At 50.8% G+C, this 26,332-nt stretch carries 25 protein-coding genes; 15 read left to right on the plus strand and 10 right to left on the minus strand.

Annotation, left to right across the window (positions count from 1 at the left end; translation table 11 throughout):
- Positions 1-121: 121 nt before the first annotated feature.
- From QJQ48_RS09780 to QJQ48_RS09805, 6 genes are all read right to left on the minus strand, one after another.
- Positions 122-316, minus strand: a complete 195-nt coding sequence (locus QJQ48_RS09780) for an NblA/ycf18 family protein (protein WP_346291037.1) — start codon at positions 314-316, stop codon at positions 122-124.
- An 881-nt stretch (positions 317-1,197) separates the two neighbouring features.
- A complete protein-coding gene (locus tag QJQ48_RS09785; protein WP_346291038.1) occupies positions 1,198-1,695 on the minus strand; it encodes a GNAT family N-acetyltransferase in 498 nt (165 codons plus the stop codon).
- 27 nt (positions 1,696-1,722) lie between these two features.
- The gene (locus tag QJQ48_RS09790; protein ID WP_346291039.1) at positions 1,723-2,403 is read right to left on the minus strand and encodes an NADPH-dependent F420 reductase; all 681 of its coding nucleotides are present in this window, start codon (positions 2,401-2,403) and stop codon (positions 1,723-1,725) included.
- Positions 2,404-2,602: 199 nt separating this feature from the next.
- Entirely contained in the window at positions 2,603-3,070 is a 468-nt protein-coding gene (locus QJQ48_RS09795; protein WP_346291040.1) for a hypothetical protein, read from the minus strand.
- Positions 3,070-4,377 (minus strand): AAA family ATPase, encoded by a 1,308-nt coding sequence (locus QJQ48_RS09800; RefSeq protein ID WP_346291041.1) that lies wholly within the window; start codon positions 4,375-4,377, stop codon positions 3,070-3,072. The genes QJQ48_RS09795 and QJQ48_RS09800 overlap by 1 nt, the downstream gene beginning before the upstream one ends.
- Complete coding sequence (locus tag QJQ48_RS09805; protein WP_346291042.1) at positions 4,377-4,886, minus strand: hypothetical protein; 510 nt, start codon at positions 4,884-4,886, stop codon at positions 4,377-4,379. Before QJQ48_RS09805 ends, QJQ48_RS09800 begins: the two co-directional genes overlap by 1 nt.
- 242 nt (positions 4,887-5,128) lie before the next feature.
- Between QJQ48_RS09805 and QJQ48_RS09810 the strand changes: the two genes are divergently transcribed.
- The 3 genes from QJQ48_RS09810 to QJQ48_RS09820 all read left to right on the plus strand — a co-directional run bounded on the left by QJQ48_RS09810 (position 5,129) and on the right by QJQ48_RS09820 (position 7,220).
- Entirely contained in the window at positions 5,129-5,704 is a 576-nt protein-coding gene (locus tag QJQ48_RS09810; RefSeq protein WP_346291043.1) for a hemerythrin HHE cation-binding protein, read from the plus strand.
- Positions 5,705-5,960: 256 nt separating this feature from the next.
- Positions 5,961-6,281, plus strand: coding sequence for a cupin domain-containing protein (locus tag QJQ48_RS09815; RefSeq protein WP_346291044.1), 321 nt, complete (start codon positions 5,961-5,963; stop codon positions 6,279-6,281).
- 117 nt (positions 6,282-6,398) lie between these two features.
- Positions 6,399-7,220 (plus strand): PhzF family phenazine biosynthesis protein, encoded by an 822-nt coding sequence (locus tag QJQ48_RS09820; RefSeq protein ID WP_428843038.1) that lies wholly within the window; start codon positions 6,399-6,401, stop codon positions 7,218-7,220.
- A 130-nt stretch (positions 7,221-7,350) separates the two neighbouring features.
- Here QJQ48_RS09820 and QJQ48_RS09825 read toward each other — a convergent pair whose 3' ends face one another.
- Positions 7,351-7,554: a hypothetical protein gene (locus QJQ48_RS09825; protein ID WP_346291046.1), complete on the minus strand. Its 204-nt coding sequence runs from the start codon at positions 7,552-7,554 to the stop codon at positions 7,351-7,353.
- Positions 7,555-7,891: 337 nt separating this feature from the next.
- Here QJQ48_RS09825 and bchL point away from each other — a divergent pair, with 337 nt between their 5' ends.
- The 5 genes from bchL to QJQ48_RS09850 all read left to right on the plus strand — a co-directional run bounded on the left by bchL (position 7,892) and on the right by QJQ48_RS09850 (position 13,819).
- On the plus strand, positions 7,892-8,755 hold the full coding sequence (gene bchL / locus QJQ48_RS09830; RefSeq protein WP_346291047.1) for a ferredoxin:protochlorophyllide reductase (ATP-dependent) iron-sulfur ATP-binding protein: 864 nt from the start codon (positions 7,892-7,894) through the stop codon (positions 8,753-8,755).
- A gap of 123 nt (positions 8,756-8,878) precedes the next feature.
- On the plus strand, positions 8,879-9,238 hold the full coding sequence (locus tag QJQ48_RS09835) for a DUF5331 domain-containing protein (RefSeq protein ID WP_346291048.1): 360 nt from the start codon (positions 8,879-8,881) through the stop codon (positions 9,236-9,238).
- Positions 9,239-9,308: 70 nt separating this feature from the next.
- A complete protein-coding gene (locus QJQ48_RS09840) occupies positions 9,309-9,716 on the plus strand; it encodes a DUF5331 domain-containing protein (protein ID WP_346291049.1) in 408 nt (135 codons plus the stop codon).
- Positions 9,717-9,767: 51 nt separating this feature from the next.
- Positions 9,768-11,180: a ferredoxin:protochlorophyllide reductase (ATP-dependent) subunit N gene (locus tag QJQ48_RS09845; protein WP_346291050.1), complete on the plus strand. Its 1,413-nt coding sequence runs from the start codon at positions 9,768-9,770 to the stop codon at positions 11,178-11,180.
- A gap of 194 nt (positions 11,181-11,374) precedes the next feature.
- Positions 11,375-13,819, plus strand: coding sequence for a PAS domain S-box protein (locus tag QJQ48_RS09850; protein WP_346291051.1), 2,445 nt, complete (start codon positions 11,375-11,377; stop codon positions 13,817-13,819).
- Positions 13,820-13,822: 3 nt separating this feature from the next.
- On the opposite strand, the gene QJQ48_RS09855 is transcribed toward QJQ48_RS09850, so the two are convergent.
- A complete protein-coding gene (locus tag QJQ48_RS09855; RefSeq protein WP_346291052.1) occupies positions 13,823-14,776 on the minus strand; it encodes a phosphoribulokinase in 954 nt (317 codons plus the stop codon).
- A 347-nt stretch (positions 14,777-15,123) separates the two neighbouring features.
- On the opposite strand from QJQ48_RS09855, the gene QJQ48_RS09860 reads away from it, so the two are divergent.
- Positions 15,124-16,182, plus strand: a complete 1,059-nt coding sequence (locus tag QJQ48_RS09860) for a ParM/StbA family protein (protein ID WP_346291053.1) — start codon at positions 15,124-15,126, stop codon at positions 16,180-16,182.
- A complete protein-coding gene (locus QJQ48_RS09865) occupies positions 16,164-16,418 on the plus strand; it encodes a hypothetical protein (RefSeq protein WP_346291054.1) in 255 nt (84 codons plus the stop codon). Before QJQ48_RS09860 ends, QJQ48_RS09865 begins: the two co-directional genes overlap by 19 nt.
- Here QJQ48_RS09865 and QJQ48_RS09870 read toward each other — a convergent pair.
- Together QJQ48_RS09870 and gltB are read right to left on the minus strand one after the other, a co-directional pair.
- Positions 16,415-16,540, minus strand: a complete 126-nt coding sequence (locus QJQ48_RS09870) for a hypothetical protein (protein ID WP_346291055.1) — start codon at positions 16,538-16,540, stop codon at positions 16,415-16,417. The two genes, QJQ48_RS09865 and QJQ48_RS09870, sit on opposite strands and share 4 nt — an antisense overlap.
- A 60-nt stretch (positions 16,541-16,600) precedes the next feature.
- Positions 16,601-21,280, minus strand: a complete 4,680-nt coding sequence (gene gltB / locus QJQ48_RS09875; protein ID WP_346291056.1) for a glutamate synthase large subunit — start codon at positions 21,278-21,280, stop codon at positions 16,601-16,603.
- A gap of 622 nt (positions 21,281-21,902) precedes the next feature.
- Between gltB and QJQ48_RS09880 the strand changes: the two genes are divergently transcribed.
- The 5 genes from QJQ48_RS09880 to rpsG all read left to right on the plus strand — a co-directional run bounded on the left by QJQ48_RS09880 (position 21,903) and on the right by rpsG (position 26,285).
- Positions 21,903-23,756: a phosphodiester glycosidase family protein gene (locus QJQ48_RS09880; RefSeq protein WP_346291057.1), complete on the plus strand. Its 1,854-nt coding sequence runs from the start codon at positions 21,903-21,905 to the stop codon at positions 23,754-23,756.
- Positions 23,757-24,089: 333 nt separating this feature from the next.
- Positions 24,090-24,515 (plus strand): cupin domain-containing protein, encoded by a 426-nt coding sequence (locus QJQ48_RS09885; RefSeq protein ID WP_346291058.1) that lies wholly within the window; start codon positions 24,090-24,092, stop codon positions 24,513-24,515.
- Between the two features lie 233 nt (positions 24,516-24,748).
- Complete coding sequence (locus QJQ48_RS09890) at positions 24,749-25,081, plus strand: HesB/IscA family protein (protein ID WP_346291059.1); 333 nt, start codon at positions 24,749-24,751, stop codon at positions 25,079-25,081.
- A 125-nt stretch (positions 25,082-25,206) separates the two neighbouring features.
- The gene (gene rpsL / locus QJQ48_RS09895) at positions 25,207-25,578 is read left to right on the plus strand and encodes a 30S ribosomal protein S12 (RefSeq protein ID WP_346291060.1); all 372 of its coding nucleotides are present in this window, start codon (positions 25,207-25,209) and stop codon (positions 25,576-25,578) included.
- Between the two features lie 236 nt (positions 25,579-25,814).
- Positions 25,815-26,285 carry a 30S ribosomal protein S7 gene (rpsG, locus tag QJQ48_RS09900; RefSeq protein ID WP_346291061.1) on the plus strand — a complete coding sequence of 157 codons (471 nt, stop codon included), beginning with the start codon at positions 25,815-25,817 and terminating at the stop codon, positions 26,283-26,285.
- Positions 26,286-26,332 lie beyond the last annotated feature (47 nt).

Consider the following 26,332-nt stretch of genomic DNA (forward strand, 5'->3'; position numbering starts at 1 on the left):
TATCCGGGGTATTTGGGGTATTTAGATTTTTGACTCCAGACGGTAGCCGCCTGGAGTCGATGGGTAATCGCATAAGCTTTGTCTTCTCATGCTGCTCCGGTTATCTCAGTCTTTGCCCCGGCTACCCACTTGAAACAAACTCTGGCAGATAGCACTCTTTAAATATCTGCTTTACCCAATTGTCTTTGATCATCAACTGCTTTAGGGCTTCAAACAGGTATTCTTGAGCTTCTTCTAGGGTTAGGCTGTCAACTTGCTGTCTGAGAACCTGTAGCCTAAACTGTTGCTCTATCGTCAATACATCTGGCTTATTCATAGTTTCCCCCTGGGTTTAATAAAACCTGCAACCAGCCTTGAAACACCGATTCACGGGGAATCTAATCCTCAGCCATTAGGGCAAAAATGCTCTAGCCGGAGCGATCGCTAATGGTCTGAAGGTAACTGTGTCGTAGTCCTATAGTCTTGAAGCTGTTGCAGCGTGGTTTGAACTTAAAGAACACGTTTATCTCTAGACTCTTCTATTTGCATTATAGCTATTCCGATATTCTGTTGACAGTTATTGCTCAATGTTTAGCAACAACTTGTCCACTATAAAAAGCATTCCCTGGAGATTACAAAACTAAAAGCGGAAAGCGATCGTTGCTCAGCTTATCGCCAGTTTGTAGGCAATAAATTCTAAAAATGTTTCTATGTTCTGCAAATAAAGCATTTGAGGGCTGATTACTCTTGAAGTGTCAAAAAATTGTTTTGCTATTTCTTCCGGTAATCGTTTAGCCAGAGAATACGTCAGGGATCATTGTCGAAGCATCTCAAAAGCCTTTATTTCGTTGTTTTTATGCTCAGGTCAGCATCTACATTCAGTCCAAAATATTTCTTGAAGCTTAAGAAATCTAAGCAATCGCCGCTTTTTATAACTTCAGATAGATGCTTCTATAAATAGTTAAACTATCTTGATGAAATCAGTTTGATTTGCCAGCATTCTAAAAATTCCGGAAATTTTCACATCTTTTTACCCAAGCTGAATTGTATATTTCAGTCTATAAGCAGAGGATGTCATAGCCCCATCTGCTCAGAATTTGCAAGCTTACTGCTTCGTAAACGATGCTTTCGCGCAGCACTCGCTCCCCTAGGAAAGTAATAGTCTCCTGAGTCAGGCTGCAAGGATATTGTCTTGAGCGTAGATCTAAAAATAGCTCTCTAAAGCGCCTTTTCAAACCACTCGACATCCCAGTAGCGATCAAACTTGCGCCCCACTTCTTGATAAGTTCCTACACTCATGAAGCCAAACTTTTTATGCAGTGCGATCGAGGCGGTATTGGGCAAAGTGATTCCGGCATAGGCCCGATGTACGTCTTCCTTCGCTAACGCCTCAAACAGGGTTTGATAGAGCTGACTGCCAAGCCCCTTACCATGAGCTTTTGGATTGAGATAGACGCTAGTTTCAACGGAGGTGTCATAGGCAGCTTTGGTGCGGAGCTGGCTACTGCTGGCATAACCAACCACTTCACCTGACAGTTCTGCCACGAAAAGCTGATGCCGCCCGGTTTCGGCGTAGTGATGAAACCACCGCGATCGCTGCTCTACCGTAAAAGGCTCAACGTCAAAGGTGATGGCAGTGGTGCGAATATAGTGGTTGTAAAGATCAGTGAGAGAGGGGACGTCAGAAACGCAAGGCCGACGAATGAGGATAGACATAAAATAGTGTCGCAGCGTGCGACATGGCTAGGACAGGTTGGAAGTTTGACGTCCGCCTAGCCTTTGCCCCGAAGCCGCAGGTAAGACATTCACAGAAATTGTGGCATAGGGAGTTTTCATTTGACCGATCAGCATGAGTCGAATAAAGTCCCCTAGCCCCTCTACCAGGCGAGCGTGACGTAGCTCCCCACAGTCAACCGGAACAAAGCCAATCTCTTCTGCTAGCTGCATAACTGTTTGACGAGCTTCACCATCATCAGCACAGACGAAAACGGAAACTCCATAGTCCCTGAGCGGATCAGGCGCTAGCTCAAATACTTCTTGAGCCATCGTATTGAAAGCTTTAACCACTTTTGCCTTGGGCGCTTCCATAGCCAATTTTTCAGCCAGAGACTGCTCAATCGGAGGATAGGCAAATCCCTCTGGAATTTCAGAGTTATTGCAGTCGATCAGAATCTTGTCGTCCAGGATGTCAAGGGAGGTAAAGACCTCTGCCGGATTAATCCCGCGCGCCGTGTAGAGCAGCACATCGCCGAAGCTAGCTGCTTCGTCGTTAGTACCTCCCTGGGTTCCGTCTTCGGCCAGTGCAGCGACTGACTGCCCCTTCTCTTGAGTCCGCGAACCAAAGAAAACTTCATGCCCTTGCTCAGCCCACAGCAATCCTAAAGAACGCCCCATGTTGCCACTGCCGATAATCCCAATTTTCATAGCTGCTTTAGCCTTTCATTGAACATGAACACATCAGGCAATGATGACTCTACTATTCTTCTAGGATTTCAACTAAGTCATCCACTATTACATCAAACGCCAGGGCCAACCGTCGGATTGCGGTGTAGTCCGTCATACTTTATGGAGTCTCATTGAGCGATAAAACAAAGAGCGATCGCTAAAGTCTTAGATTATATCGCTAGGGGCAGTAATCATATCCTTGAAGATCTTTATCCAAAGACCAGATAAAAATGCGACGGTTAGGTATCTTGTTTTTGAGTTTTTCCCATTCTTTAATGATAGATAGATCACCGACTCCAGCCCCTCGCATAGCTGAGTCAGGAAAAGCGTTTAGCCATCCTTCAATCTCTTGTAGCGTGGGTACCTGAATTACTTGCCAGGGTGCTTCGCCTACGATAGCTTTTTTGACCTGCCCAATAAACTGCTCTGCGTGATGTCGGCGGTTGCTACCGCTTCTATTTTGTGTTTTGATTTGCGCTATGTGATTACCCGTCTCATACACTGCGGCCATCGGTAACAGTAAGTTGGTATCTGATTCCAAATACTGTTTTAGTTCTTGCATTACCTGAGCGCGATCGCTATTCATTTTAGGAATATCCAAGACATTGCAGAAGACTGAGGTATCTACAATAGCCACCGCGCGCATTAGGCAGATTCTCCAATTTCACTAAGAGATTCTAGCCATCTCATCGCATTTTGTCTCTTTTGCTCCGCTCCTGGATAGTGTTTAACGAATCGCTCTAAAAGCCCTTGCGTCATAAGCTGCCCAATAGAGCCTTGAGCAATTAGTTCAGGATAATCTGGAATGTCTTGCAAGCGTATCAACTGGCTCGAACCATTTTCTAGACTGCGGTAACAAAAAACAGTTTCTGGAACGGCGCTATCAGGTAAGGCATCCAGGAGCGCCGGATTATGGCTACTGATTAAAACACGTAGATTGCGCCGCTGAGCAATCCTAGAAATACGTTCCAACAAGTCAGCGGCTCTACTTGGATGTACGCCATTATCAATTTCTTCAATCACAACTAGGCTTTCCTCTGGTGCTGAAAGCAGGGCTGCCGCAATTGCAAGAACTCTCAAGGTACCGTCGGAGAGAATGGCCGCATCACAAAGGGTTGCAGTGCCTCCAAATGTTTCGGTCAGTCTCAGCATCACCTCATCACGAGGCGTTTCAATAAAGCTAATGTCCTGAATATCTTGTTCGGGAAGACTTTGAATAAAATCCAAAACCTCGGTTTTGAGTCCCAACTCACGGCATAGTCTGTAGATTACACCTGAGAGATTCTGACCATGCTCTTCCAGAATCTTATCTGTTTTATGGCCATAAGCACGCATGGTACTTGGTGCAGGCTCCAGAAAAACAATACTGCTTAGCCAGCGCACATATCTTTCAGCTACTTTTGGAATAATCTCACGACTTTTAGTGTTTTCTGGGCGAAAACGAATATCACTGAGAAGCTGCGTAAAGATAGCCATATGGCTGCTACAGACAATGCTTGGCTTTTTCCCACCACGAGCAAAGTTATTGTAAGTAACAAAGACATCACCGCCAGCACCTTGAGGTTCGCTGGTAATTTCGTATAGAGGAACCTTCGAGTTCGAGCTAGTCACCTTCTCCTGGGTAACGTGCAGTTCACCTGTTTCACTGAGACTCAGCTCAATTTCAAGGTTTTGCCAGTCTGTTTCAGTTGTAGTGCAGGCCAGCTCAAAGGATTTAACCCCCCTGTAGCCCAAATTTTCTACCTCACCTCTGAAAATACGATCTTCTGACTGATGAGCGCCACCAATAAAGGCAAATCGCTCTCCTTTGGCTAATCTAGACAAAATGCGTAAAGCTTCAATAGCATTGCTCTTACCAGACGCATTTGCTCCAATCAAAACCGTCAGTCTTGCTAGTGGCAAAGTACTGGATTCATAGCTCTTGAAGTTTTTAAGCTGAATTTGAGTGAGCATTACTCTCCCTCGCGATAGCCCTGGATATTCTCTGGCTCAAACTGCCGCAAAACTCTCGTCGCGCGGTTGATCTGGGCATCCGTACCCTTCACGGCAACCAGATACTTACCCGCATCAAGGCGATTGCGATAGGAGAGAGCATCGCCGCTGCCAAAAGCCACCCCTGCGCCGCCACCGACCATAAAGCTGCCCAGCGCCCCGGAAGCTGCCCCCAGCAGACCGCCAATCGCCTGATTGCCAAAGCGTCCAGCCCAGCTAAAGGTGTCGAGTCCAGTGATCAAATTAAACGAAAAGCCTGCGATGAAGCCAAAGGGCACCAGCCACAGCGCCATCAGCTTGATTTGGTTCCAAGCTTTATCTTTGGGGTCGATTAGGCCATATTCATCGGCGCTTTTGTAGCCTCTGCCTAAAATATCAACCTTCTCCATCGGAAAGTCTGCTTTTTCTAGAGCCGAGTAAGCCGCTTCCGCCTGAATCCGATCGCCCAAAACAGCGATTAAATAATTCATATCTCTATATTGCCGCCTAATCTTTTTTCTCTATTATTGCGAAGTGAGCGATCGCGCCCCCATTGATTATCTCAGCCAGCGCTGTTTCCTGTGAGCAAACCAGACCTCAGCCTTGAGGCAGATAGCGGCTGCGGGCCAAGTCGTCCTTTGGATAAAGTCGAGTTCTCCCCTGGGAGTGATCGCGCCAACTGGCTTTGACGAAATCATAGAAGTATCCGATTTATCACTTTTTAGGAATTTTTATGGTTGCGACTACTAGCCAATCTCAACTCGCAGCGATCGCTACCAAGCTAGCTGACATGCGGACGTTGCAAGATCTCATGCTAGAAAACGAGCGGACGCTGATGGGTGCCTGCAGCGGCGATAAGAAAATTGTCGAGCGGCTGGAAAATATGATGGCAGACGATCAGAAGAACGTCACCGCGATCGCAGAAGCTCAGACCAAGCTAGGCATTCAGGCCCAAGCCGATAGCAAAACCACCGAAATGGTCCAGAAGCTGCGGCAGATGATGGGGGGCAATGAGCTGACACTGTACGAAAAAGCCGTCCAGCACGAAGCTCTGAAGCACGAGCTAGTGATGACCGGGCTAACTGTCCACAAGGCAGCTCAGACCACAGGCGGCGATTTAGAAGAAACCATTGACCCGATTAATAAAGTCAACTTTAGAAACCGGGCACACCAAGAGCAGCTTAAAGGCATTTTGTTGACTTTGGGCACCCGTGAACTGGTCGGTCAAGATCCTGACGACAGCATTTGGGCCCAGGCAGAAGACGCGATCGCTGCCCTTAAAGGCGCTTTTGGCGGTATTGCCGACTAGACTTCAACACTCACTCCTTCACTCAGGTAGCATTAGGCATTCTGCGGAATGCCTTTTTTTATAGACTGCTTGCACCTCATTTCTGATCACGCTCCCTTCAGCGATCGCCCTTCGCCTCAGCCTGATAGATCAGCTTGTGACGCGATCGCAGGGAAAATCGTTTTTATGAACCTGCTCTATCGATCGCATCGATACCGAGCTTGAATAATTTAGATACCTGACTCAAATCGGCCTGAGCCATGATTGAGAACAAATTATGCTGTTGAGCACTATGTTTCCCGATCGCATTTGTCAGCTACCCAAGTACGATGGCCCCTTTGAAGCCTTCCATCTCGCTGCCCAAAACTGTCAGGTTTATTTCGCGAGTTATCCGGCGGGCACGGTCATTGAGCCTCACGATCACGAAACGGATAACTATGGTCTGATTACTCAGGGAGAGCTGATTTTGATAGTAGGCGATCAGGAGCAGCGCTTTGGCGTCGGGCAGTGGTACCACGTTGCCGCCAAGCAAAAACATGCGGCCCGATTTGATCAGTCAACGGCAGAAGTCGAATTTTGGTTTGATGCGCCGCTTTAATGAATAGTTACGGCTGGCTGAGCGTAGTCGCAGCCAGCAATCCCCCTGCAAGTAACCGCAAGAGTGTCCCTGAACAAAGCCAAAAGGGACAGATGCCACCTACAACCAATGAGCACCATGCCCCAAACAACTTTTACTATCAGCCAGGTTGATGCCTTCAGCGATCGCCCTTTTGCCGGTAATCCTGCTGCCGTCTGCGTACTGGCTGAAGCTGCAGACGAGCGCTGGATGCAGGCCGTTGCGGCTGAAATGAACCTCTCCGAAACCGCGTTTCTCGTCCCGCAGGCAGACGGCTACGATTTGCGCTGGTTTACTCCCGCCGTAGAAGTGGATCTATGCGGCCACGCCACCCTTGCCAGCGCCCATGTGCTGTGGGATGAAGGACATCTCTCAACCGAGGAGACTGCTCGTTTTCACACCCGCAGCGGTTTACTCACAGCTACCTATGAGGCAGGCTGGATTACCCTCAACTTCCCAACTCAGCCCGTCAATGCCGTAACCCCTGACTCAGAGCTGCTTAGATCGCTACGGGGCGCTGAGCCTCAGTTTGTGGGCAAGAATCGCACAAACTATTTTGTCGAGCTGGCCTCTGAGCAGCATGTGCGTCTGCTACAGCCCGACTTTACCCTAATGCAACACCTGCCGGTTCAGGGCGTTATTGTGACCAGTCGCGCTGAAGATCCCAGCGTCGATTTTGTGTCTCGCTACTTTGCGCCTGCTGCCGGGATCAACGAAGACCCGGTGACAGGCTCGGCTCACTGTTCGCTCACTCCTTACTGGCATCAGGTTCTAGGAAAAAATGAGCTACTGGCTCACCAGATTTCGGCGAGGGGAGGGGTTTTGAAGGTTAAAAGTTCAGGCGATCGCGTCGAAATTAGCGGTCAGGCAGTGACGGTTATGCAGGGCGAACTGATAGCAGCGCCGCTTTACGATAGTTAATCAAGTTAACAACTTGATGATTCGTAATAAATCAGGCGATCGCACTCACCTCAGCCTTTTTCTGGCGTTCAGTTCAGCCTCTACTCAGCCATTGCCTAAGTCGATTGCCTAAGCAGTCCAATCGGCATTACTAACCTCGTGCTTCAGCCAACCGGGCGCAGCGATCGCCGGACTTATGGCGGTTAGGTTGCTCTTGGTTGCCCCCAATCTCTGGGAAAGCCGCTAGCTGGGCGGATGAGCCTGTCTGACGATGCGCCGTAGGTAGCAGGCTGTTTGTAGCGGGTATCTGGTTTATAGAGCCGGAAAAATAGGCTTTTGGGCGATCGCTTGCCAAAGTTCGAGCCGGTGACTGGATCTAGTGAGCCTGGTAGTCCCAGCTAACTAGATCCAAAGCCTTCTTTTTTTCTTTTGTTCTCTTTTTAGGAAATTAAAATCCAAAAACTGAAAAATTATTTTTTTGAAATCTCAAATTGACTTTTCCCGCGATTTTTGACGTCGATGTCTTTAATCAAAGACCTAGCTGCTCCTAAGAGGGTTAATTGTTTTGAAGCTCCCCTTCCCTATTACCCGGTGGGTTTCCCATAATGCAGTCAGCGAGTCGAAACCCGCGTGTTGGATTTGGCATCGACACGAGGCAGTTTCAAACAGACGTAATATTGGAGACGACTAGCGTGAAACTCTCTGTTTATGGCAAAGGCGGTATTGGTAAATCCACCACGAGTTGCAATATCTCGGTCGCTCTAGCTAAGCGCGGTAAGAAAGTGCTGCAAATCGGCTGCGATCCCAAGCACGACAGCACCTTTACCCTCACCGGCTTTTTAATCCCCACCATCATCGATACGCTGCAGGAAAAGGATTATCACTACGAAGACATCTGGCCGGAAGATGTTATCTACAAAGGCTATGGCGGCGTGGACTGCGTAGAAGCAGGTGGTCCTCCGGCAGGTGCAGGCTGCGGCGGCTATGTGGTCGGTGAGACCGTCAAGCTGCTGAAAGAGCTTAATGCCTTTGATGAATACGACGTGATTTTGTTTGACGTTCTAGGTGACGTAGTCTGCGGCGGCTTTGCCGCGCCGCTGAACTACTCGGACTACTGCATGATTGTGACGGACAATGGCTTTGATGCCCTGTTTGCCGCCAATCGTATTGCCGCTTCGGTACGAGAAAAGGCCCGGACGCACCCCCTGCGCCTAGCCGGACTCATCGGCAACCGCACCTCTAAGCGCGACCTGATCGATAAATATATTGAATCAGTGCCAATGCCGGTCTTGGAAATTCTGCCACTCATTGAGGACATTCGGGTTTCTCGCGTCAAGGGCAAGACTATCTTCGAGATGGCCGAAACCGATCCTTCTCTAAAGCCTGTCTGCCAGTATTACCTCAATATTGCCGATCAGGTGTTGGCCGCTCCCGAAGGTGTGGTGCCTAAGGATGCTGCCGATCGCGAACTGTTTGCCCTGCTGTCTGACTTCTACCTCAACCCGCCGGTAGAAACTCAGACCCAGGAAGATGAGCTAGACCTGATGATGGTCTAAAAATATAAACTCATTTGCGATCGCGCCGGACGGTGATAGATTGCTGCAGTATCATCCTGTGTACGACTTTTTGTCGCCAACTGAATGATGTAACTGAACCGCAATCTAGAGTGAGGCAAACCTATGGCATTCTTTGAAAACTTTACCTCGGTCATTCGGCAAAAGTGGCTGGACTATGTTCAGGCCAATCGGCCCTGGTTAGAGCTACAGATGCGCCAAACATCCGTCCGCACGCCCGATGGCGGTCGCCGTCCTTCCTCATTCTTGGTGCTGGGCGTGGTCAACGCTATTGAGCCGAAGCTATCCAACTTGATGGTGCCGTTTTATCAGCTCAATGCCGATGAAGATGCCTTAGTTGAGGTTTTAGGACTCAACTTTGATCCGGAAATGGCCTTAGACAACGGTGGCACGCCCCAAACGATTGAAGCTGAAGACGCTGGAGTCACCCCCATGCTGCCGGATGCTCAAGATGCCTTTGAGTAAGCCCCAAAAATTAAGCTTTTTAGCTTATTCTCAACAGCATTACATGAGTTGAATCCAGACTGAGGCTGATGTGAATACAGAACAACTGCGCCAAGCTCTGCGCCAAAAGTGGCTAGATTACTATCGCGAAAATCGTTCTTGGCTGGTGCGTTTGGGGGTGTGGGTAACCTGTCAGGGACAACGGCGCCCGTCTTCTAGCTTCATCCTGGCAACCCTGGCTATTTTGGAACCACAGCTAGGCCAACTGCTGCCGTTAGTCGTCGATCTCAGCAGCAATCCGGATCGGATCGTGGCGGCATTGGGCCTGAACTTCAATCCCGATGAGGCGCTAGAACATTTGCCAGAGCAGCCCAGAATGCTGCCAGAGGGGGCACCCCCGCCATCAGATTTTGACCTGAATTCTTCGCGCCAGCCCCTACCGCGAGAATTAGATGAATCTTATGCTCACGTTCGGCCCCGGCCCAAAGTCCCTTCCTAGCGATCGCCTAATTAATACCAACTCGTTTTTGTTGAGAGAAACTTATTTATCATGACGCTTGCTAACACCCAACCCCAAGCCCTGGAATTTGAATGCGAAACCGGGAATTATCATACTTTTTGTCCGATTAGCTGCGTAGCCTGGCTCTACCAGAAAATCGAAGACAGCTTTTTCTTGGTTATCGGCACTAAGACCTGCGGCTACTTCCTCCAGAACGCTATGGGCGTAATGATCTTTGCTGAGCCTCGCTATGCGATGGCTGAGCTAGAAGAGGGCGATATCTCAGCTAAGCTCAACGACTACGATGAGCTCAAGCGGCTGTGTCTGCAGATTAAGCGCGATCGCAACCCTAGCGTTATTGTCTGGATTGGCACCTGCACCACTGAAATTATCAAGATGGATCTCGAAGGCTTAGCCCCTCGCCTCGAATCCGAAATTGGCATTCCCATTGTGGTAGCCAGAGCTAATGGCTTAGACTACGCCTTCACCCAGGGAGAAGATACTGTCTTAGCGGCAATGGCCCACCGCTGCCCTACTCAAGCCCCGGAGGCGGAAGCTGAGAAGGAGGAACGCGGCGGTATCACCAAGCTGCTGAATTTTGGCCGTAAGAAAGAAGAGGTAGCGGCCTCAGAGTCTGAATATGTGGATCATCCCCCCTTAGTCCTGTTTGGCTCCGTGCCCGATCCAGTCGTGACTCAGATGACCCTGGAGCTGAAAAAGCAAGGCGTCAAAGTGTCCGGCTGGCTACCTTCCAAGCGCTATACCGAGCTGCCTGTTCTAGAAGAGGGCTATTATGTCGCGGGCATCAATCCCTTTCTCTCTCGCACCGCTTCCACGCTGATGCGCCGCCGTAAGTGCAAGCTGATTGGCGCGCCGTTCCCGATTGGCCCCGACGGAACCCGCGCCTGGATTGAGAAAATCTGCTCTGTGTTGGGCATTGAACCTCAAGGCATGAAGGAGCGAGAAGCCAAAATTTGGGAATCGCTGGAAGACTACCTCAAGCTAATTCGCGGTAAGTCAGTCTACTTCATGGGGGACAACCTGCTAGAAGTCTCGATGGCCCGTTTCCTCACCCGCTGCGGCATGACCGTCCACGAAGTTGGCATTCCCTACATGGATAAGCGCTATCAGGGAGCTGAACTGAAGCTGCTGGAGCAAACCTGTCATGAAATGGGTGTGCCTACCCCCAAGATTGTGGAAAAGCCCGACAACTATAATCAGATTCAGCGGATCTATCAGCTAGAGCCTGATCTGGTCATCACGGGTATGGCCCACGCCAATCCGTTAGAAGCACGCGGCATCAATACTAAGTGGTCAGTCGAGTTTACCTTTGCTCAAATTCACGGCTTTAGCAATGCCCGCGATATCCTAGAGCTGGTCACCCGTCCCCTACGCCGCAACAACAACCTCAAGGATCTCGGCTGGGACAAGCTGGTCAGAGAAGAGGCAACTGCTGAAAGCTAACGAGTCTGAGCCAGTAGCCAAACTAAATTTGTAGAAGCTAAGAAACCGTTCTGTTGTCGAAACATTGGCAACAGAACGGTTTTTAAGCATCTTATTGGCTGAAGAGCTGACTGCAGCCGCAGTTGGTTAGAGAATTTTGTGGGCAGAATAGCTAATAATTCTGCGATCGCGTTCTCTTGAGTTAGCTTTTTAATATGAACTGCCTAGCGTTTGCTGAACAGTTACTCAGTCAAGTACCAGACCCAGCTTTTGTCCAAACCTTTCAGCAGCAGCGAATTTTTGTGAACGAAGCCCTGTGTCAACAGGTAGATGGAAAACAGGCTTGGTTAGATCTAGATAAAGATCCCTTACACGACACAGAGGGGGACGCTGTCGCCGGTATTTCAGACACCTACGAAGAGATTACAGCGCTCAAACAGGCAGAAGCAGATCTGCGCGATCGCGAGCAGTTTTTGCGCAGTGTTTACGAAGGCTCTGAAACTTCCATCTTCGTGGTTGATGTGCTGGAAAATGGAAAATTCCGCTTTGCCGATATCAACCCTGCTGCAGAACGAGCCTTACAGATTAGTCGGGAAGAGATGAGGCGGCGATCGCCCAGCATCGAGATACAGCAGAACTATCGGCGCTGCACCTCTTTGGGGCAAGCTATTAGCTATGAAGAGCGGTTAGTGCTAGAGGGGCAAGAAACCTGGTGGTTGACAACGCTTAATCCAGTAAAAGATGGAGCTGAGCGGATTTATCGGATTGTAGGCACAGCGATTGATATCACAGAGCGCCGAAAAATTGAAAGAGCTTTGCGGCAAAGCGAACAGCGCTTCCGTGACGTCAGTGAAGCCGCAGGTGAGTATCTGTGGGAAATTAACTTAGAGGGTGTCTATACCTTTGTGACCGAAAAATCTAAGTCTGTTAAAGGTTATGCGCCGCCTGACCTGTTAGGTCACTCCCCCTTTGAATTCATGCCAGCTGAGGATGCTACTGCCGTCAAAGTTATTCTACAGCAGGCAGCTGTGGCTAAAACCAGCTTTATTTTGGAAAACCGGAATGTGCTGCCCACTGGCGAGATAGTCTGGGAGCGGGTGAGCGGTCTACCGCTGCTAGATTCACAAGGTCAGATTATTGGGTTTCGCGGCACTGGGCTTAGTATTACCCAGAGTAAACAAACCGAACAGATGCTGCGAGAACAGGCTCAGCTCTCTGAGTTTAGGGCCAGCATCGACTCAATTCTGGCCCGCGAAAATGACCTCAGCCCGATACTACAGCACTGCTGTGAAGCAATTGTGCAACAGTTGGGAGCTGCTTTTGCCCGCATTTGGACGCTCAATCCTCAGGAGAACATGCTGGAACTCCAGGCCAGCGCTGGCATGTACACCCATATTGACGGTGCTCACAGCCGTGTTCCGGTAGGGCAGTTCAAAATTGGGCTAATTGCGGCTGAGCGACAGCCTCATTTAACTAACGATGTCCCCAACGATCCACGGGTCGGTGATAAAGCTTGGGCGCGGCGAGAAGGCATGGTGGCATTCGCCGGCCATCCCCTGATTGTGGGCGATGAGCTGTTAGGGGTTGTAGCGCTCTTTGCCCAGCATCCCCTGAGCAACTTGGTTTTAGAAACATTGGCTTTTATTGCAACCGAGCTAGCCTTGGGTATTAAGCGCAAACAAGCAGAGCTTTCCTTGGTTCAATCAGAAGCTCGATTTAAGCATCAAGCTCATGAATTAAAGCGGGCAATCGTAGAGCTGCAGCAAGCTCAAATCCAGCTTATTCAAAGTGAAAAAATGTCGAGCTTGGGCCAGCTTGTAGCAGGTGTTGCCCATGAGATTAATAATCCTGTGAACTTTATTTTTGGGAATTTATCTCATGCCAAAGACTATACCCAGGATCTACTTGAACTTATACAGCTTTATCAAATTCATCATGCAGAACCCGCACCGGCTGTTCAGCGTAAGATAGCAGACATCGACTTAGATTTCACAACTGAAGACCTACCTAAACTGCTTCATTCTATGGAAGTAGGTGCCGAACGAATTCAGCAAATTGTGCGATCGCTGCGAATTTTTTCGCGCATGGATGAAGCTGAGGTCAAAGCGGTTGATTTGCACGAAGGCATCGACAGCACGTTGATGATTTTGCAAAACCGTCTCAAAGAACAGCCTGATCGCTGTGCCATTGAGGTTATTAAGCAGTATGAGCCAATACCTGATGTGGAATGCTATCCAGGGCAGCTAAATCAGGTTTTTATGAACCTCTTGAGTAATGCAGTTGATGCGATAGAAGAATCTCTCAAACAGCCTGCGACTCATTGCAGTCATATGACTCTTACTCATCAGCCCAAAATTACGATTGGTACCTGCCTCGCGGACAGTCAGCATGTGATGATTGAGATAGCTGACAACGGTGTGGGCATCGCTCAGGAAATTCAGCAGCGAATTTTTAATCCCTTTTTCACGACCAAGTCAATTGGCAAAGGCACAGGTATGGGCCTTTCTATCAGCTATCAAATTATCACTGAAAAACATAGAGGTCAGTTGACCTGCACATCCGCTGTCGGTCAGGGAACCACTTTCTCAGTAATCATTCCGCTCTGCCAGATGGCTGCTAGCCCAGGTCAAGCGGTAGGGGATGCAAGGCTTGTGCGATAGCAGCTAGGCATCTACTAGCTGGCGCTGTACTTTATCAGCTTTAAGCATGTGGTAAGTAATCATGAGCTGGGTCAAGGCGAGGGGATAGCTTTGCAGCGTCTCTCCGGTTGTGCCAGTAACCTTACCAATGCTCTGGTTCTCTTCTAGGCTGCAGAACTGGCTGAGATAGGGCACCTCGTTGCAGAGGACTCGTTCTAGTTCTTGCACCTGCTCCGATGTAGCATGACCATCAATTTCTAAAACATCAACCGGCTTACCCATGTCGCGATCTAATCCCAAGCGAATCGCATCGCCTAGATGATTGCCCTTGTCATTCAAAATATGAGTGAAATCTGGATGGGGAATTGTTGGCCGCAGGATAAGCTGCACGTTTAAAAGCAGATCATCCTGTTCTTGATTTTCATCGGGCGGATAAAAGCTGACGATGACGTCCGACCATTTGCGCTGCGGCCTAATAAAAGCTTCTGAGTCGGGTTCTCGCTGGTCTAGCTGTGTTCGGACCTGCTCTTCACTGTAGCCGCGTTTTCGGGTATCGCGCTTAATTTTCCAGCTATAGCGTAGGGATTCTGGGGGGGCTAGATAGACCTTAACGTCATAGTACTCACGGGCGATCGCGGTGGAGTAGCCTAGCAGCCCTTCTACAATCACAAACTTCTTGGGCTTGATATATTCCGGCGGATCAAACTTGCCCGTACTGTGGTTATAAATAGGCTTAAGGATGGCCTCCCCTTCTTGCAACAGGCGGAGATGCTGCTGAATGATATCGACATAGTTGCAGTCTGGATGCAGCGCTGAAATTCCCATCTCTTTGCGCTGCTGGCGATCGTAGCGATGATAGTCATCCGTGCAGATGGCGGTAACTTGATCTTCTCCCAGAATCTGGGCAATGCCTCGCGTTAGCGTTGTTTTACCGGCAGCGCTATCTCCTACGATACCCAAAATAATGGGACGACTCATGGTTCCTCCGAGGCAAGTGAATGAAGATTAAGCGGACTGGTCTAATTGTAGGGAGGAACGGGACGAGGCTCAATGTTTTCTTAATCTTCGTCGGCTGGTAGCGGCCCGAAAACGATAACTGCTGGTACTCCAAAAACTATAGAAGAGGTTCTATGGCTAGGTTGCGAAAACGTATCAGGGCAAAGCGGCTGTGTGCGCAGACGCGATCGCTTGCCTACAGCAAAATGATCAAATTCAAAAAAATATTGAGACGTTTGCTTACTCACCTTGGCATTTTAAAAAGAAGTGATATAGTACAGAGGTACTGCTGGGGACAAACTTACCCAAAGCATCCTAGGGGAAGACCTATGACGACAGCCACTCAGTCTAAATCGACAACTAAGCGCCGCGCCGCGACCAAATCTGCAGAGGCCACTCCTGAGGCAGTCAGCGCTGGGGTGACGCGGACGCTAGCTTTAGATGCAGGCAACTACGATCTTAAGTTTTTTGACGGTGTCAGTCACCCCAAAGCAATTCGCTCTGTGCGCTATCAGCTACCACAGGGACGCGATCCTGTCCGCTATTCAGAAGCTTCACCCTTAATTGAACTGCCTGATGGCAGTCGCCATCACTTTGGGGCACAGGCTTATAAATATCGGCGACAGCAGCAGACCGTTATTGAGAACAAAGTGGAGCTAGCGCGGCTGCATCTCTACGCCTGCCTAGAGCCGATAAACGCTTCTCTATCAGAATTCCCGCTGCATCTCTACCTCTCAACCCCCGAACCCGCTAAGCACGCGGCGGCGCTTCAAGAACAGCTCCTAGGTCTGCACCAGTTCAATCGCAACGGTTTGGATTTCCGCATTGAGGTGGAGTCAGTAGCGGTTGAGCGCGAGGGTATGGGCGCTTACTATGCGGCTAAGCATCAGGGGCTGATACCTGACAGTGGCTACACCATTGTGATTGACATTGGCGGCGGTACCTGGCTGACGCGGCTAGTCGATGCCGAAGGCGAAGTCATTGACGAGAACGTGATGAACCGTGGCGGTACCTATGAGTTGGCAACGGCTATTAGCTTCGATCGCCGTTTGACTAATGACCTCGGCACCACCGCCGATCCTAGCGTCGTCATGGACGGCTTTCGCGGCAACCATGTCTATGCCGACACCGAGTTGAGCTGGGCTGACTGGCTAGATGAATATTTAGACCCCTGGTTCAAGGGGATCTTTCAGACGGTTAAGGCACAGTACACCCCCTATATGCCGCGTGTCACTCGTTTCTTAGTCACCGGGGGCGGCTCTCACCTAATTGCCCACCGCTTAGAAGGACGCAAATTATTTGCGGTTCTGGGCGAACCGCAGTTTGCCAATGTGCGCGGCTTGTTTTCACTTTCTACGGATACGCAGCTATGCATGACAACAAAGTAAGACTCAGTCCCGATATTCTCGATAAGGCCCAGCAGATTGCTAATGAGTGGGGCTTGAAAAACGCTAGAGCCGCAGTTGAGGCAGTCTTCCGCAAGTATTCAGACGAATATCTGTACGGTAGAGCGCGATCGCCCGAAGGGTTTGTTGCCATTACGCCGGCACCTCCTAATCAAGCGGCTAATGCAGAACCAAACTGCGAAGCCTTAGATGCCCTTGATGACCTTTTGGCCCTCTAGCTGCTGATCGAATTTACAAATTGATGGGCTAATAGGGCGATCGCCAGCAGGTAAGAGTGCGACAGGTTTTGCCCTCCCTTACCTGCTATTTCAGCAAAACGTTTCAAGACCGCTTCCTTCATATCAGATTCAGAATCGCTCAGCGCTATACAGCTAAATGCGGATAGCGCTGAGATTAATCCCTAAACCGAACTCAGCACCTTATCTTCTTCAGATAGCTCCGGGTTCGCCTCTGGCGTTTCCGCTTCAGACGGCGGCACCACCTGCCAGAACTTGGGCAAATAGTCAGACCAGTTCGCCAAAATCTGCGCCGCTTTCTGGCTGCCTGTACGCTCAGCGTGGGCCTCAATCATTGACTTGAGCTGCTGTTCACCCGCCGTTGTTAGCACCCGCTGTACCTTGACGATTTCGGGATTTACCTTTGTAGGAAAGCCGCCTTCTTCATCCAAGAAATAGGCTAAGCCCCCAGTCATCCCGGCCCCGACATTGCGACCTACTCGGCCCAGTACCACAACCGTTCCGCCAGTCATGTATTCACAGCAGTGATCGCCTGCGCCCTCAATCACTGCCTGACCTTTAGAGTTACGCACCGCAAAGCGCTCACCCGCTTGACCCAAAGCAAATAGGATACCGCCTGTAGAACCATAGAGGCAGGTATTGCCGACAATCACGTTTTGCGACGGATCGTAGCCTGTGTTGCTATGCGGTTTGATAATAATCTCGCCACCGTGCATTCCTTTGCCGACATAGTCATTCGCCTCACCCTGGAGCGTCAGCGTCATCCCCGGCAGGTTAAAGGCTCCAAAGCTCTGTCCGGCACTGCCCTCAAAGTTGAGATTGAGCTGGCCTTCAAAGCCGCTATTGCCGTACTTTTTAGCGATCGCACCTGCGATTCGGGCACCCACCGTGCGATCGGTGTTAATCACAGAAACCGTTTTGGTAACGCTGCCCTGGTTCTGAATGGCCTGCTGAATAGCTTCATCAGCTAGCAGTTCATCGTCTAGAACCGGACCATTGCCGTGAATTTCACCATGCTGCAGCCAAGCGCGATCGCTGCGGGTATCCGGCAGACTGGTGAGACAGGTGAGATCGAGCTTTTCAGTTTTGGTCAGATTGACATCACTGCGGGGGATTAGCAGATCGGCCCGTCCGGTAATGTCGCTGAGCTGGCGGTAGCCTAGCTTCGCCAACAGAGATCGCACTTCTTCGGCCACAAAGTAGAAGAAGTTAACTACGTGCTCAGGAATGCCGGTAAAGCGCTTGCGCAGTTCTTCCTTCTGAGAAGCGACGCCCACTGGGCAGTTATTGGTGTGGCAAACCCGCGCCATGATACAGCCTTCAGCGATCATAGCAATGGAGCCAAAGCCAAACTCTTCTGCTCCCATCAGCGCTCCCATAATTACATCCCAGCCGGTTTTGAGGCCGCCGTCTACGCGCAGCGTGACGCGATCGCGGAGCTGGTTAATCATCAGCATCCGGTGAACTTCGGTGAGGCCCAGTTCCCAGGGTGCACCTGCGTGCTTGATCGAGCTGAGGGGAGAAGCGCCCGTACCGCCATCATGGCCCGAAATTTGAATCACGTCAGCATTGGCTTTAGCCACGCCTGCAGCCACCGTGCCGATACCAATCTCAGCTACCAGCTTGACGGAAACGCCTGCCTTGGGGTTGATTTGGTGTAGATCAAAAATGAGCTGGGCCAAATCCTCAATGGAGTAGATATCGTGGTGCGGCGGCGGCGAAATGAGGGGTACTCCTGGCTTAGAACGACGCAGCATAGCAATGTAGGAGCTGACCTTCTTGCCGGGAAGCTGACCGCCTTCACCGGGCTTGGCACCTTGAGCAATCTTGATCTCGATTTGCTTGGCCTGCATGAGGTATTCCGGCGTCACCCCGAAGCGACCTGAAGCCACCTGCTTGATAGCAGAACTAGCCGTATCGCCGTTGCGCAGCCCCTTCAAATGCGGGAACGTCGGCGAGTTACCGGACTCATCTACATCCCCTAGCACCTCAAATCGCACCGGGTCTTCACCTCCCTCACCGGAGTTAGACTTACCGTTAATGCGGTTCATGGCGATCGCCAGTACCTCATGGGCCTCCCGCGATAGCGCTCCCAGAGACATTCCCCCCGTGCAGAAACGCTCCATAATTTTCTCGGCACTTTCTACCTCTTCTAGGGGAATCGAAGGGCGATCGCTGTGAAAGTCCAGGAGATCTCGTAGCGCCGTCGGTGGGCGATTGGCTAGCTGGGCTTTGTAGACCTCATAATGGTCATGCTGCTTGCTTTCTAGGGCTTTGTGCAGCAGCTTAGTCATGGCCGGGTTATTCATGTGGTACTCGCCCTTGGGCCGAGCCTGAATAAAGCCCATATTCTCTAAACGCTTGCTGGTCAGCTCTGGGAAGGCCCGCTGATGGAAGGCAATGGTTTCTTGGGCTAGGTCGGCCACGTTCAGCCCGCCCAGGCGCGAGGTCGTACCCCGAAAAGCCAGCTCAATTAGATCAGCTCCTAAGCCAATGGCCTCAAAAATCTGAGCGCCCTGATAGCTAGTCAGCAGGGAGATGCCCATTTTAGAGAGAATCTTCAGCAGTCCGGCTTCGATTGACTTGCGGTAGTTGGCCTGAGCACCATTGAGCGTAGTCACCGGCAGCTTTTCAGTTGCCATTAGCTTTTGGGTGCGGTTATCAGCCCACCAGTGCCGTACCGTCTCAAAGGCTAGATAGGGGCAAACCGCGCTGGCTCCATAGCCCAGTAGGCAGGCAAAGTGGTGTGTACTCCAGCACTGTGCTGTATCAACCACTAGGGAGGTCTTCATCCGCAGTCCTTGGCGGATTAGATGGTGGTGGACGGCGCCAACGGCTAGCAGCGGAGGGATGTAGGTCTGCTGAGCGGTGATCTGAGCAGAATTCCCGGCTTCGTCAACGCGATCGCTGAGGATCAGAATTTCCTGACCGGCCTTGACGGCGGCTTCCGCCTGCTGACAAAGGTCAGCGATCGCCTGCTTCAGCCCTGCTGGCCCCTGTTCCAAACTGTAGAGCGTTGAAAGTGTGGCATTCTCAAAGCCAGACTGACGAACAATGTCCAACTCATTTTCATTGAGTACCGGCGACTCTAGCTTCAGCAGCCGAGCATGTTCAGCCGACGATTCTAGTAGGTTGCGACGCTCGCCTAGCTGAGTTGCTAGAGACATCACCAGACGTTCTCGCAGCGGATCAATGGGCGGATTGGTCACCTGGGCAAAGCGCTGCTTGAAATAGTCATAGAGCAAGTGGGGCTTCTCAGACAGCACTGACAGAGGAATGTCATCTCCCATGCAGAAGGTCGGCTCTTTGCCCTGAGCCGCCATGTCCTGAATGATCATCTCTAGATCTTCAGCGGTGTAGCCAAACGCGGTCTGCTGGGTTAGGATCTGCGAGTTTTCTAATAAATTGGTTTCGCTGAAAAGCTGCGGCTCGATATCTTGCCGGTGCTGCCGAATCCACTCGCCATAGGGCTGCTGCTCCGCCACTCGCTGCTTGATGGCCCAGTTATGCAAAATTTCATGGGTCTTCAGATCCACAGCAATCATCTGTCCCGGCCCCAAACGTCCCTTTTCCAAAATCTCTTCGGTGGGAATATCGACTACGCCTGCTTCTGAAGAAACGACGATATAGCCGCTCTTGGTAACGATGTAGCGGGCCGGACGCAGGCCGTTGCGATCCAGGGCAGCGCCAATCTGCTGACCATCGCTAAAAACAATGAGTGCGGGGCCATCCCAAGGCTCCTGAATGCCGCTGTAGTACTCATAAAAATTAGTAATTTCAGGATGACTCACCAGATCAGGCTGATTCATGTAAGCTTCTGGCACCATCATCATCAGGGCCTCTAACGGACTGCGCCCTGAATGCACCAGCAGCTCCATCACGTTGTCTAAGTTGGCTGAGTCGCTGTTGTCGGCATTCACGGTGGGCTTGAGATCTGGCAGGCGATCGCCCCAGACTGGATGGGCCAAGTCTGCTTCCCGCGCCTTCATCCAGTTGAGGTTGCCAATTAGGGTATTAATCTCGCCGTTATGTCCGACTAGGCGCATGGGGTGGGCCAGCGGCCATTTCGGCATAGTGTTGGTGCTAAAGCGACGGTGGTAAACCGCAAACGGACTGACATAGTCGTCATTCTGTAAGTCTGTGTAAAACAGTCCTAAGACAGCCGAGCGCACCATGCCTTTGTAAACAATGGTCTGATTGGAAAGGGAGCAGACATAGACCTCCTGTAGCGCCTGAGCTACTTCCGGCGATCGCTCGCCAGCCTGTTTGCCAAGCTGTTTGCCTACTCGCCGCCGCAGCAAATAAAGCTGACGCTCTAGCTCTGGGCCAGCAGTTTGCTCAGTCGATAGCAAAATCTGCTCAATGTGAGGCTGGTGTTTACGAGCTTCCGGGCCAAGCACCTCCGGCTTCACGGGCACTATCCGCCAGCCCAACACCTCCATCTGCAGCTCCTTTGCCACTTGGGCAAAGGTGTCGCGTACAAGCTGTGAAGCTTCCTCATGCTGAGGCAAAAACACCATGCCCACGCCCACTCGCTCGGGTTGAAAGCGATCGGCGCAGCCCTGTTCTATAGCCCACTGCTGCAGCATCTGCCAGGGAATCGCCGTCATCACCCCGGCCCCATCACCAGAATCCTGGTCAGCACAACAGCCGCCGCGATGCTCCATACAGTCCAAAGCACCGAGCGCCTGCTGAATCAGTCCGTGGCTGGCCCGCCCGTACTGATCGGCAACAAAGCCAACCCCGCAAGCGTCTCGTTCTTCAACCAGCCATTTAGGCCCCCAAGCTCTCACCAGCGCTCTTTGGTCAGCGAATCGATTTTCGTTTGCGTGCGTGTTATTCATAGGGCGGTTATGTCTTGGATGATCTATCTACAAATGGGTGGCCAGCGGCAGTGGTCATTGACCGATGCCGCCAAGTTTTAGAAAGAGCGAAGTGGCCAAACAACGAAGTGAGCCTGGGGATAATGCTGAATATGACTTAGATGAATTTCGTAATCATAATTTAATGATCAATATTCTAAGGATGTAAAGCTGAGCAGACAACTCACAATTGCTATAGCTTTGTAGCCTGCTCAGTCGCTAGCTTGAGTTCTGTTTAGAGACAATAAAAGGTTGTTACAGTAGCCCAGTCGAAATCTCCCTCAACTGTTATTAGCCACTGCCTCGAAATCGTTAATAGTCGAGGACATCAATTGTAACAGTTGAGTTTGCTAAATTTTTGTATTGCTTTTAGCAGACTCAGTCACAGACTTTGGGTTCAGACAGCCTCAGCCCCAAAAATTATCAGCTTATCTGTGCTCGCTGCCAGCTATTTTCCAGCCGCGTCAGCAAGGCCGAGCAGCCAGTTAAATATCTGGGAAGGGCACTAGATAGTCCGGATATCTAGCGCAAAGTGTTCGTAAACTGAGTATAGCGTTTCCCCCTTTTTTTCAGCCCTTTATTTAAGGAAGCAGGCAGCGAATTGATGAAGATAGGCCCTGTTACTCGCAACGTCTCAGCGATCGCGCAAATAGTCTTTATCAGCTCAGTTGCCGTTCCCTTGCTGGCTCGCTCGGCCCTAGCCGGTAAAGGCTTCTACTCGATGTCAGCTCATTTGAACCAGCCTGTCACCGCTACGGCTCTATTTCTGCAAGCGATCGCCTCAGTCCCAGTGGCAGTTCCGCCTGCACCTCAGCTGGCAGTGACGACCTCGTCAGGCAGCCAAATTTCTCTTAATGGTCAGCTCATGTCCCTACCCTGGCAGATACGCCAGCAGCAGATTGGGCTAGCTGATATGGATCTAGCGCGGCAGTTGGGGATTCATCTATTTGACACACCAGATCCCACCCGGCAGCCGATTCAGTGGTTTTCTGATGAATCAGATCGGCCCGTTCTCGGTGCCTGGCACGATCGCCAGTTTCGCTACCTTGATATTGCTTCTCTAGCGGCCACTCACAACTGGCAAATATGGCCTGCGGGTAATGTTCTCCAGATTCAAATGCCGCCCGCTCGTATCTTAGGCATTCGTCACGGTCAGCAGCCCCAGAGCGATCGCATTGTTTTAGATCTAGCTCAGCCTGCCATCACCCGGCTGAGGCAAAGTCCCGGCGAATTTAGCTTGACTATAGAAGCGCAAGCAGAAGCGGCGGTCATAGCGGCTTTCAACCGCAATCCTCAGCTTGAATCTCTGCAGATGACCGCCAGCGGTCAGCAAACTGTGCTGCAGGGCAGTATTGAGCGCGATCGCCAAGTACGGGTCTGGTCGATGACCAACCCCAACCGTCTAATTATTGATATTCGCACCGCTGCTCTAGTCGCTCAAAATGTTCAGTGGGCACCGGGGCTGAGCTGGCACCAGCAGTATCTCGCGGTTGCCGATCAGCCTTTTCCGGTCTACTGGCTAGCCATCGACCCTAAGCATCCCCAGATTAAGCTGCGGCCTATCTGGAGCGATCCAGTCACCGTAGTCGGCACCACGCCTTTAACCACAATGGCTCAGCGCTGGCAGGCCACAGCCGCTATCAACGCTGGCTTTTTCAACCGCAATAATCGTCTGCCCTTAGGCGCCATTCGCAACGAGGGTCGCTGGATATCAGGGCCGATTCTAGGGCGCGGGGCCGTCGGTTGGACAGATACAGGCGAAGTCCTGATCGATCGCTTAGCCCTACGCCAGCAGCTAATCACCTCAACCGGAGAAACCATTCCGCTACAGGGAATCAACACCGGCTATGTGCAGGCAGGGGTAGGACTTTATACCCCCGACTGGGGTGCGACCTATACTCCCATCACGGGTCAGGAAACTTTGGTGCTGAGCGAGTCTAATCAGGTAACTCAGCAGATCCTGGGGCGGCAGGATACGGTGACGGCAATTCCGCTATCTGGCAGTCTCTTAGCCGTCAGAACTCATCTAGCCCCTGCTAGTCTGCTGCAGCCGGGTATCCAACTCGCCTTAGAAAGCGAGGTCATTCCCAGCGCCTTTACAGATAAACCTTTCATTGCCAGCGGCGGGCCACTTTTGCTGAGCAACGGTACAACCGTCCTCAATGCTCCGGCTGAAAGCTTCAGCCCAGCCTTTGCCAACCAGGCAGCAGCCCGGAGTGCCATCGGGCTGACAGCATCGGGGCAAATCCTCACTGTGGCTGTTCACATCGGCCCTAATGGTCGCGGCCCTACTCTAGCTGAACTAAGTGAAATCATGCGGCAGTTAGGTTGCGTAGAGGCTCTCAATTTGGATGGCGGTAGCTCGTCTAGCCTGTATTTAGCCGGAACGCTGATCAACCGTCCTCCTCAAACTGCTGCCCGAATTCACAATGCCATCGGCATCTTTTTTGAACCCTAACCGTCATTATTCCTAAGCTCAGGTAGTTTAGGAGAGGAAATTATTTTTTTGAAGACAGACAGCGATCGCCCCTTCATAAAAATTTGGTTCAGGCTCAAGGGACCTGAATAAAGAATTAGTGTAGATACCTGTTTTTACAAGCGCTGCGCTGCCGCCAGCAATTGAGGACTGTTATATTTGCCTGCAGTGGGCTTTCCAAGTTTACGTGTTTGCGACTGATTAGGTAAGCGGCGTAGTAAAGTTGCAGTCCGCTAGGGGAAAAATAGTCTTGTTGGTCATGCGGTTTCAGTTTCAGTTTTGTCTTTAAGCAGTATTGGTTCAAGGAGAAGTTCAGTGGTTCAGACTAAAGAGCTTGCACAATCTAGCGCACTACCCGCAAATGCTCCTAATGCGAGTAAAGGAATTGCCGCAACAGAACTCAGACCTTGGGGGTCATTTACCATCCTCGAAGAAGCCAGAGGCTACAAGATTAAGCGAATTGAAGTTAAGCCCGGCCATCGGCTTAGCCTGCAAATGCACCATCACCGTAGTGAGCACTGGATTGTAGTTTCCGGGACGGCAAAAGTAACCTGTGGCGAAGCCGAGATTTTGTTGTGCAGCAACCAGTCCACCTATGTTCCCCCCTGCACCTTGCACCGCCTAGAGAATTCTGGCGTCATTCCTCTGATTTTGATCGAGGTTCAGAATGGCGAGTACCTGGGTGAAGACGACATCGTGCGTTTTCAGGACGACTATGCTCGCGCTGAGTCTGCCAAATAGGGTACGCGTCTAGCTGCAAGAGTTTGGTAAGTGAGTATTTCCCCATATAGCAGTAGACTGGCGAAGAGAAAGCTCTCTTCGCCTTGTTTTTTGGGCTTAGCCTGATGGCTTATCTGAATCAGGAGTTCCGCAGTTCAAAATTTAAGACACTAGCAGTAGTACCAGTCTATGGTTTGAGGGACTCTTGTTTTGAGAGACTATGGTGAAAGATCACGACGAACTTTGTTGAGCTAATGATTCATCTAAGTCCTGCCGCCGCTAGGGAGATCAGCCGTCTTCAGTCCCAGTCAACTGAGGCCCGTTGCCGCATTGGCTTTGAACCGGGTGGCTGCTTGCAGTGGTACTATACGCTCTCTTTTGATCAGTCTTCTGCAGCCAGTGACGATATTGTGTATCACTCAAACGGGGTTCAAATCGTAGTGGGTTCTCAACATGTGCCCCATTTAGAAGGGCTGACAATTGACTACTCTGAAGACCTTATGGGCAGCAGCTTTCGATTTCATAATCCCAACGCCTCCGAGCACTGTGGCTGCGGCAGTTCTTTTTCAGTGGGTCTAGCAAGCTGATACAGCGACTTACAGCGGCCTGCACTGCCTTGCGATTTTCAGGAAATTGACAATTTGCTCTTCAAAAAGATACTATTAGAGCTTGTGAAAACTTAAGCCGAAAGAGCACTTCATTCTCGCAATCTATGCCCACGATTCAACAGCTAATTCGCAGCGAACGCCAAAACGCTAAGAAGAAGACTAAGTCACCAGCGCTCAAGAGCTGCCCGCAGCGTCGGGGAGTTTGTACTAGGGTCTATACAACGACTCCGAAAAAGCCCAATTCAGCCCTTCGTAAAGTGGCTAGGGTACGTTTGACATCGGGATTTGAGGTCACTGCCTATATCCCAGGTATCGGCCACAACCTGCAAGAGCACTCTGTAGTAATGATTCGGGGCGGACGGGTTAAAGATTTGCCGGGTGTGCGCTATCACATCATTCGCGGCACGCTTGATACGGCTGGCGTCAAGGACAGAAAACAGGGGCGCTCGAAGTACGGGGCGAAGAAGCCTAAGTAACTGCGATCGCAAATAGCCGTTTTCTTCAGCTGGCAGTCCAGCCCCCTAACCTTATGGTTGGCGAGCAGCGACGAAGGCTAATTTGTCAGCGATAACATCACCGGCTAGCGATCGCGATAGGGCCTTTCGGTTTTTGGTCGATTGAGTTTGCTTATTTTTCAGGTTAGAGCAGCCAGATAGCTTTGCTCTTGCCATATTGTCTAAAAAGAGTTTGTTGCTTTCTTAAAAGGTTTCTTATGTCTCGTCGTTCTACGGCTCAAAAACGCCCAGTTCCTCCCGATCCGGTATACAACAGCCGTCTAGTCAGCATGATGGCGCGTCGAATCATGCGCAGCGGCAAGAAATCCATTGCTAATGGTCTAATCTACGACGCCTTCAAGGTGATTGAAAGTAGAACCAACGGTGATCCCCTGGAGGTCTTTGAAACAGCCGTTAGAAACACGACGCCGCTGGTAGAAGTTAAAGCCCGCCGGGTAGGGGGAGCGACCTATCAGGTGCCGATGGAAGTGCGGCCTGAGCGTGGTACAGCACTGGCATTGCGGTGGCTGACTCAGTTTTCCCGGCAGCGGGCAGGGCGCAGCATGGCCAGTAAGCTGGCTAACGAACTAATGGACGCGGCCAACGAAACGGGCAGCGCCGTGCGTAAGCGAGAAGAAACACACCGCATGGCTGAAGCCAACAAAGCTTTTGCGCACTACCGCTACTAGGCTGGAACGTTGTTGCAACTAAATGCCAGCATATAGAATCTAAGCAG

Source organism: Sphaerothrix gracilis Ecp01 (genome assembly GCF_030405905.1).
Taxonomy (GTDB): domain Bacteria; phylum Cyanobacteriota; class Cyanobacteriia; order Phormidesmidales; family Phormidesmidaceae; genus Sphaerothrix; species Sphaerothrix gracilis.